The sequence below is a fragment of the Thalassolituus sp. UBA2009 genome (assembly GCF_002335285.1).
GTDB classification, from domain to species: Bacteria; Pseudomonadota; Gammaproteobacteria; order Pseudomonadales; family Oceanobacteraceae; genus Venatoribacter; species Venatoribacter alkanivorans.
Genome location: NZ_DDCJ01000050.1, coordinates 12167 through 19857 on the forward strand (window position 1 = coordinate 12167; position 7691 = coordinate 19857).

Consider the following 7691-nt stretch of genomic DNA (forward strand, 5'->3'; position numbering starts at 1 on the left):
CTTGCCTGAGAAATTTTTAGCCGATAACAGGTCTGTTTAATTAGTGTCGACAGGCCCTAGTAAAGGGCGTGAAAATTTACGCCAGCATACGGATATTGTCGGCAGTCAGATTAATAATATTCTGCCGTGCCTGCGGACTGATCCAGGCGTTATGCGGAGTAACAATCAGATTAAGATTGCCCTGCTTAAGCGCGGACAGCAGCGGGTGTCCTTCGTCTGGTGGTTCTACCGGTAATACATCCACAGCCAGCCCACCCAGATGCCCAGACTGTAACGCCCAGAGTGCGGCCATTTCATCGATGATGCCACCGCGTGCGCAGTTCACCACCAGACAGCCGCGTTTCAGGCGGTCGATATTGTCGCGGTTGAGCAGGTGCCGGGTGTGTTCATTCAGCGGACAATGAAAACTGAGCACATCAGCCTGCTCAATCGCCAGCTCAAAAGGTAGGCGGCTGTCATCTTCTGCTCCCGGACGGGCGCAGAACATCACCGTCATTCCAAAGGCTTCAGCCAGTTTAGCCACGGCACTGCCCAGCGTGCCCTGACCAACAATCACCAGGGTTTTACCCGCCAGCTCAGTCGTATTGTGATTCAGCAAACAGAAGAACGGGCTTTGCTGCCAGGCACCGCCACGGATATCGTGCTGATAACGCGGCAAGCGCGCCGCCAGTGCCAGAATCAGCATCAGGGTGTGCTGTGCCACCGAGTGCGTGCCGTAATTGCTGACGTTGCGCACCGGTACACCCTGCGCCCGGGCAGCGTCCATATCGATATTGTTGGTGCCGGTGGCCAGCACCAGAATGCCCTTACGGCCCTGCATAGCCCAGCCAGGTATCTGCACCTTGTTGGTAAGAATCAGTTCGGCATCAGCCAGATGCTCTTCCAACTGTTCCGGGCTGGTACGGGTAAATACCCGAAGTTCGCTGACCAGCGCCCGGATCGGGCTTAAATCAACGCCAGAGCCGAGCGTGTCGGCATCCAGTAATACGGCTTTCATCATGTTCGGCGTCCCAGTTCAGGATGTGTGGATCAGGCCTGCTGAATTCAGCCCATTGTTAGTGACTATAACGCTCAATACAACAGTCTGTTGCTGTGGCGGCGGGTGAAATCCGACACTGCGGCCCTATATAGTTATCGCAATAAGTAAATTACTCATTCATCCCGGAGAATGTATGTCCACCGATACCCAGATTCTGTTCAACGCCACCATCACAGGCGATATTTCCCTGCCCAACCGTTTCGTGATGGCGCCACTCACCCGCTGCCGCGCCGTTGGCCACCAGCCCAATGAACTGATGGCCGAATATTATGCTCAGCGTGCCAGTGCCGGTCTGTTAATTACTGAATGCACGATGGTAACGCCCCGCACGTCTGCCTTTGGTAATGATCCGGGTATTTACTCTGCTGAGCAGGTTGAAGGCTGGAAGCTGACCACCAACGCCGTGCATAAAGCCGGTGGCCGTATTTTTATGCAGATCTGGCACGCCGGACGTGCGGCCCATCCGCTGCTGAATAACGGCACCGAAGCGGTTGCCCCAAGCGCCATTGCCATTAATGACGAAGTGCACACACCGGAAGGTAAAAAACCTTACAGCGTGCCACGTGCTCTGAGCAAAACAGAAATTACCGCCATTGTTGATGACTTCCGCAAAGCCGCAGCCAATGCCATTGCTGCCGGTTTTGATGGTGTGGAAATTCACGGTGCCAACGGTTATTTAATTGACCAGTTCCTGCGCGATGGCTCAAACCAGCGCACGGATGAGTACGGCGGTTCGCTGGAAAACCGTGCCCGTTTTCTGACCGAAATTCTCGACGCCGTTACCACTGAAATCGGCAGTGGCCGCGTGGGTCTGCGCTTATCGCCACTGAACAGTTTTAACGATATGCGCGACAGTGATCCGCTGGCCTGGACCGAGTATCTGGCCAAACACCTGAACCGTTTTAATCTGGCTTATCTGCATTTAATGCGTGCCGATTTCTTTGGCGTGCAGCAGGCGGATGTGGTGAGTATTGCGCGTGAACATTATCAGGGCCATCTGATGCTGAACATGGGTTATAGCGCCGATGAAGCGGCGGCCATTATTGCTGCCGAAAAAGCCGATTCTGTTGCCTTTGGCACCGGTTTTCTCGCCAACCCGGACTTGCCTGCACGGGTTCAGGCCGGAGCAGAGCTGAACACACCGGATCAGAATACCTTCTATACCCAGGGTGCTGAAGGTTATACCGATTATCCGTTTATGACGGCCTGAAAATAAAAAATCCTGCACCGGACTAATATCCAGCGCAGGATTTTTTATACCCCGCAGATCTGATCAGGGACGCTCGTCGTACTGAGGAATATCGTCGTGCGGCTGATCCCAGGAGGCTTTTGAGCCCATATAAATATGGGCCACGGGTTTTACCTGCACATCGGTGTCGAGCGTGCCGATACGCAGCCGGTAAATATCCGGCATGGATGGTCGCCGGCTGTACAACGGCGAGCCACAGTTTTTACAGAAGGTACGGAATACCCCCGGCGTGGATTCAAACTCCCCCACCAGTTCCTGCCCTTTCAGCAGGCGGAATTCATCGACCTTAATCGCCGCATTAACCGCAAAGGCGCTGCCATTGGATTTACGGCACTTGCCACAATGACAAACCATGGCCTGACCCAGTTCGCCATCGATCTGATACTGAATTCCATTACACAAGCAGCTGCCTGTCAGCATAACGATCTCCTTATCAGGCTTGCAGCGCACGCTGGATTGCATCTGCCACCACCGCATCGGTGACCTGCAGATCAGGAGCAAAACGGGCCAGAACCGTACCGTCTTTACCGATCAGGAATTTTTCAAAATTCCACATAATGTCACTGTCATTGGCTGGCAGCAGATCTTTGGCGGCCAGCTTTTCTTTCAGCGCACCACCGGCAATGGCTTTTGGCTGAGCTGCAATTAATTGCTGGTACAGCGGATGGCGCCCCGGGCCATTTACCTCAAGCTTGGCGAACATAGGAAAGGTAACGTCATAGGTAAGGCTGCAGAACTGCTGAATTTCATCTTCACTGCCCGGTTCCTGTCCGAGAAACTGGTTGCAGGGAAAACCTAAAACTTCCAGCCCATTAGCCGCTTCAGCCTTGTACAGAGCTTCAAGCCCCTCATATTGCGGCGTCAGACCGCATTTGGACGCTACGTTCACCAGCAGCAGCACTTTGCCGCGGTAATCGTTCAGCGCCTGAGTCTCGCCCTGAATGTTTTTAACCTGAATATCGTAAATGCTCATACCTGATCTCCGCAGTAGGTTTTTACAGATCACAGGCTGAAGGAATAAACGCAGCTGGTCAACGACCAGAAATGGAAACAATGCTTGCAGGCTAACGCCGCTAATCGCCCTGACGGGTGCGCTTGATGAAATGCGCCTGACAATCTTCATTCACCAGAGTGAAGATGCTGTAGTATTTTTTACCGGTTTTTACGTAGCTGGCCACCTCTTTCTGGCGGCTGGGATGGTGCACTTTCAGCACCCGGGCCGGATGAAAAATTTCGGCCGTTTTGAAGTAGCTTTTGGCTTTATCGTCGCTGGCCGCTTTGGCGTCGCGGTCAAGGCATTCGGCATACGTCACTGGCGCCAGAAACAATATCCCTGCCGTCAGAATTGCCAATAACCGTCTGAAAAAAGTGACCCAATAAACGCGCATAAACCTCTCCGGATATCAGGGAAGTGTAGACGTATCAACCGCCAGGTCGCCGGATAATAGGCAAAAAAAAAGCCGCAGACCAAAGGTGCTGCGGCGAGCTTCTCGAGCACAGAGAAATCGTTAGTCGTCGGAGCCCATCACACCCAGAATCTGCAGCAGACTCAGGAACAGGTTGTAGATGGCAACGTACAGGGTAACGGTTGCGGAGATGTAGTTCGTCTCACCACCGTGAATAATGGCACTGGTCTGGTAAGCAATCAGGCCGCTCATCAGCATGATAAACATGGCTGATACCGCCAGAGAGATCATTGGCAGACCCAGGAACAGGTTACCAATAGACAGAGCGAAGGCGACCAGAATACCCACCATCAGGGTTTTGCCCATACCACTCAGGTCTTTACCGGTGCTCAGCACCCAGCCAGACATAGTCAGGAAGATCAGGCCGGTAGTACCCAGTGCCATGGCGATCATATCGGTGCCGCCCGGCAGTTTGGCATACATAGAGACGATTGGTCCCAGAGTCAGGCCCATAAAACCGGTCAGTGCGAATACTGAGACAATACCCATCGCGCTGTTCTTGGTTTTCTCAACCAGAAATAACAGACCAAAGTAGCCCACCAGCGTCAGGATGATACCCGGATGCGGCCAGTTAAAGGCCATCGACAGACCTGCCACAGCCGCACTGAAGATCAGTGTCATGGACAGCAGCATATAAGTGTTACGCAGTACTTTACGGCCATCCACGGCCTGCGTGTCATACGCCTGATTCTGTTCAGCCGGTACAACCACCGGCTCAGCGGATGCAGACTTCATGTTCAGATAATCGGGACGATTCATTGCCAACTCCTGTTTGTAAGAGATTGCGCCATTGTAGGCAGCGCGAATACAAAATAATATTCGAATTATCTTGCACCAATACATCGGTTTTTACGAACAGTTTATGAAACGTCTTAACTATAAACACCTGCTCTACTTTCATACGGTGGCTGCAGAAGGCAGTATTCTTGCCGCCGCCAAACGGCTGAATGTGACACCGCAAACCATCAGCGGTCAGCTAAGGCTGCTGGAAGAAGATCTTGGCAATGCCCTGTTTGCCAAGGCTGGGCGTGGACTGGAGCTGACCGACGCCGGACGGGTGGCGCTGGATTACACCCGCGAGATGTTCCGCCTCGGTGATGAATTGCAGGAAGTGATGCACCAGGGAGCGACCGAACGACCACTGGAATTTCGCGTGGGTATTGTGGATGCGCTGCCCAAGTCCATCGCCCACCGCTTACTGGTACCGGCGCTGAGTTTATCCGGGCGCATGCGCATCGTCTGCCACGAAGAACAGATGCCTATTCTGCTGGGTGAGCTGGCCGTGCACCGTCTGGATCTGGTGCTGGCCGACAGTCCGATTCCTTCCGGGATGAATATCCGCTGCTTTAACCACCTGCTTGGGCGCAGCACGCTGGCTTGCTTTGCCGCTCCGGCACTGCGTGAACGCTATTTGGGGGAGTTTCCTGAATGCCTGCGCGATGCCCCACTGCTGCTGCCGACCGATACCGCTTCTGGTCTGCGCACCGAGCTGCTGAGCTGGCTCGACCGCCTGAGCATTCCCATGCAGATTGCCGGTGAGTTTGATGACTCCGCTCTGCTGGAAGCCTTCGGTAATGAAGGCCATGGATTTTTCTTTGCACCAGCCGTTATCCGCGACGAAATCTGCCGCAAGTATCAGGTGAAATGCGTCGGGGAAGTGAATGATCTGGTACAGGAATTCTATGCCATCTCGGCCGAACGCCGCATCAGCCATAATGCGGTCAGACTGATTACTGACCGCGCCAAGGATGGGTTTCTGACCAGTTGAACTCCTTACCAGCGGAACTCCTGACCAGTTGAACATGAGCCAGAAGTTACTCGACCGGGTTCAGACACTCGTTGCGGGTTGGGTCCACTTTGCAGCGGATTTTGCGCTGCAGTTTAAGCATCAGAGGGTCGTACACACCTTTATCACGCAGAGCGATACGCAGATCACGCAGACGTGCCTGCTCTCTGGCCTGATCGGCGGCCGGTACATCTATCCAGAACGATGCTGGAATATTCGCCCGCTCTTTTTCAACCCGTTTAACGTAGTTATCGAACTTGAACAAGAAATCTTCGCGCAGAATCTGTGCCAGACCGATCGGGAAACGTTCACTGCGGCCAATCAGCTGAATGGTCGACTGCGACAGTGGCATGTTCATTATTCCCATACCCTGTTTTGCCTTACCGGCACCAGCAACATGATAGGCAACCAGTGGCGCCAGCATGGCTTCGGCCTGCCCGCTGACAAACTGATCGACACTGGTCAGCAGACCTCCCGGACGGGCATTGGCTTTCAGCTGTCCGGCCAGCGCGCGTAACGATACATCGCTGTCCGGCACGACCAGATCTTTGCCGGCCATCTGGGCAAATTTATGCAGCGTCTTACTGCCGGAATAGGCGTAGTTTTCCCCGAGAGAAGCCACCCCCAGCACGACATAATCCCCTTCCTGCAGCCTGTCAGCCATTTTCGGGCTGGCAACCACCTGCATCAGCATCTGCAGGTGCTGCACATCAGGGATGCCACCCAGTGCTTCCAGCGTACCGGCAAAGCGGTTAAAGCTGAGGGCGCGACTACCGCTGATCAGAGCGGCATCACACTGCCCGGATGTCAGATCGTTGATCAGACTGTCCTCGTCCTGATAGGCGATAATGGTGAGGTCGAGCCCATAATGCAGCGAACGGAGCTTCTGATCATCCACGGCGGCAAATACCGGACCGGCCTTTCCGAGCATATCCCAGACGCAAAAACTGCGATTGATTTTGCCATTCTCCAGCTGGTCAGCGTACAGCTTCTTCAGTGCCCTGATCCGTTTTTCCAGAGGCAGATTCTGACTCATTACCGTTGCCTGCAGCTTATCCTGCTGCTTGGCATCGCGTTCCGCTGCACTCACCGTGTGCATGCCAAGTAATACTGTTGCCAGGCAGGCAACCCATAGGCCTTTGATCATCCGAATATCCTGCTGATGTGGTGTTTATGGTTGTTGTTGTTTTTATTGTTGGCAGTAAAGGACATGAACCATACAAGGCTTATCCCTTTGGGCCTTATATCTGTGAATCAGCGCGCATTAAATATAAACGGTGCCGTATCCACAATGTTGTAATCTGCCTTTATAACCCTTTTTATTGCCGGAGATAACCGTTACGACAGGCCAGTGCAAAGCACAGAATAAGAAAACAGACTGCTAACTATGCCTCTGTAATCGATCTCGACAAAACAGGTGATAACGGAGTGGGCTATCAGTGTTCAGTTGTTCAGCAATTTACCATTCTTAACAGAACAAAAATGAGTTAATTATTACTGTGTGAACAGCCCGAAATTCAGCAATAAAAATAACAAGGATTTACGCATGTCAGTCAAGACACCTCTCGAAATGCTTTATTACTGGGAAAAGACCACACCGGATGCCGTCTACCTGCGCCAGCCAATTGATGGGGTTTTTCATGATTTCACCTGGGCACAGGTGGGTGATCAGGTACGCAGAATCGCTAACGCACTGATTGCGCAGAACTTCGAACAAGGTTCACACATCGCCATTCTGTCGAAGAACTGTGCCGAGTGGTTTATTACCGACCTGGCGATCATGATGGCCGGGCATGTTTCAGTACCCATTTATTTTACCGCCGGGCAGGAAACCATCCGCTACGTGCTTGCCCACAGTAACTGTAAGGCAATATTTATTGGCAAGCTGGACGATACCGAACACCAGTGTGCCGCCATCGACAGCCACATTACCCGTTTCGCTATGCCGTATGGCGATATACCTGCCCGCTATCAATGGCCGGAATTACTGCAGCAACCACCGCTGGCCAGCTCGCCGGTTCCTGATGCCTCTGACACCATGACCATTATTTATACCTCTGGCAGCACCGGTAATCCGAAAGGGGTGGTTAACACCTTTGGTTCTTACGGCTGGAGTTGGCAGGCTCTGGCCCCGGACCTGAAGGTTGGCAA

9 protein-coding genes are annotated in these 7691 nt (G+C 53.1%); 3 read left to right on the forward strand and 6 right to left on the reverse strand.

What is annotated here, in order from left to right:
* Window positions 1–76: 76 nt before the first annotated feature.
* On the reverse strand, window positions 77–1000 hold the full coding sequence (locus tag B3P58_RS05475) for a D-2-hydroxyacid dehydrogenase (protein ID WP_286716441.1): 924 nt from the start codon (window positions 998–1000) through the stop codon (window positions 77–79).
* A gap of 172 nt (window positions 1001–1172) precedes the next feature.
* Here B3P58_RS05475 and B3P58_RS05480 point away from each other — a divergent pair, with 172 nt between their 5' ends.
* Window positions 1173–2249 carry an alkene reductase gene (locus tag B3P58_RS05480; protein WP_286716442.1) on the forward strand — a complete coding sequence of 359 codons (1077 nt, stop codon included), beginning with the start codon at window positions 1173–1175 and terminating at the stop codon, window positions 2247–2249.
* 63 nt (window positions 2250–2312) lie between these two features.
* Here B3P58_RS05480 and B3P58_RS05485 read toward each other — a convergent pair whose 3' ends face one another.
* The 4 genes from B3P58_RS05485 to B3P58_RS05500 all read right to left on the reverse strand — a co-directional run bounded on the left by B3P58_RS05485 (window position 2313) and on the right by B3P58_RS05500 (window position 4513).
* Window positions 2313–2708: a GFA family protein gene (locus B3P58_RS05485; RefSeq protein ID WP_225691851.1), complete on the reverse strand. Its 396-nt coding sequence runs from the start codon at window positions 2706–2708 to the stop codon at window positions 2313–2315.
* A 13-nt stretch (window positions 2709–2721) separates the two neighbouring features.
* Window positions 2722–3261, reverse strand: coding sequence for a glutathione peroxidase (locus B3P58_RS05490; protein ID WP_286716443.1), 540 nt, complete (start codon window positions 3259–3261; stop codon window positions 2722–2724).
* A 100-nt stretch (window positions 3262–3361) separates the two neighbouring features.
* Window positions 3362–3676, reverse strand: a complete 315-nt coding sequence (locus tag B3P58_RS05495; RefSeq protein ID WP_286716444.1) for a hypothetical protein — start codon at window positions 3674–3676, stop codon at window positions 3362–3364.
* Window positions 3677–3796: 120 nt separating this feature from the next.
* Window positions 3797–4513 (reverse strand): Bax inhibitor-1/YccA family protein, encoded by a 717-nt coding sequence (locus B3P58_RS05500; RefSeq protein ID WP_286716445.1) that lies wholly within the window; start codon window positions 4511–4513, stop codon window positions 3797–3799.
* Window positions 4514–4616: 103 nt separating this feature from the next.
* On the opposite strand from B3P58_RS05500, the gene nhaR reads away from it, so the two are divergent.
* Window positions 4617–5522, forward strand: coding sequence for a transcriptional activator NhaR (gene nhaR, locus B3P58_RS05505; protein WP_286716446.1), 906 nt, complete (start codon window positions 4617–4619; stop codon window positions 5520–5522).
* A 46-nt stretch (window positions 5523–5568) separates the two neighbouring features.
* Here the strand turns inward: nhaR and B3P58_RS05510 are convergent, their stop codons facing one another.
* Window positions 5569–6687 (reverse strand): putative solute-binding protein, encoded by a 1119-nt coding sequence (locus B3P58_RS05510; protein WP_145471004.1) that lies wholly within the window; start codon window positions 6685–6687, stop codon window positions 5569–5571.
* A gap of 399 nt (window positions 6688–7086) precedes the next feature.
* Here B3P58_RS05510 and B3P58_RS05515 point away from each other — a divergent pair.
* On the forward strand, window positions 7087–7691 hold a 605-nt coding region (locus B3P58_RS05515; RefSeq protein ID WP_286716447.1), incomplete at its 3' end, for an AMP-binding protein.

Bases quoted from the DNA above. Each gene is read 5' to 3' on its own strand.
- B3P58_RS05475 (WP_286716441.1), bottom strand. From the start codon at position 1,000: ATGATGAAAGCCGTATTACTGGATGCCGACACGCTCGGCTCTGGCGTT.
- B3P58_RS05480 (WP_286716442.1), top strand. From the start codon at position 1,173: ATGTCCACCGATACCCAGATTCTGTTCAACGCCACCATCACAGGCGAT.
- B3P58_RS05485 (WP_225691851.1), bottom strand. From the start codon at position 2,708: ATGCTGACAGGCAGCTGCTTGTGTAATGGAATTCAGTATCAGATCGAT.
- B3P58_RS05490 (WP_286716443.1), bottom strand. From the start codon at position 3,261: ATGAGCATTTACGATATTCAGGTTAAAAACATTCAGGGCGAGACTCAG.
- B3P58_RS05495 (WP_286716444.1), bottom strand. From the start codon at position 3,676: ATGCGCGTTTATTGGGTCACTTTTTTCAGACGGTTATTGGCAATTCTG.
- B3P58_RS05500 (WP_286716445.1), bottom strand. From the start codon at position 4,513: ATGAATCGTCCCGATTATCTGAACATGAAGTCTGCATCCGCTGAGCCG.
- nhaR (WP_286716446.1), top strand. From the start codon at position 4,617: ATGAAACGTCTTAACTATAAACACCTGCTCTACTTTCATACGGTGGCT.
- B3P58_RS05510 (WP_145471004.1), bottom strand. From the start codon at position 6,687: ATGATCAAAGGCCTATGGGTTGCCTGCCTGGCAACAGTATTACTTGGC.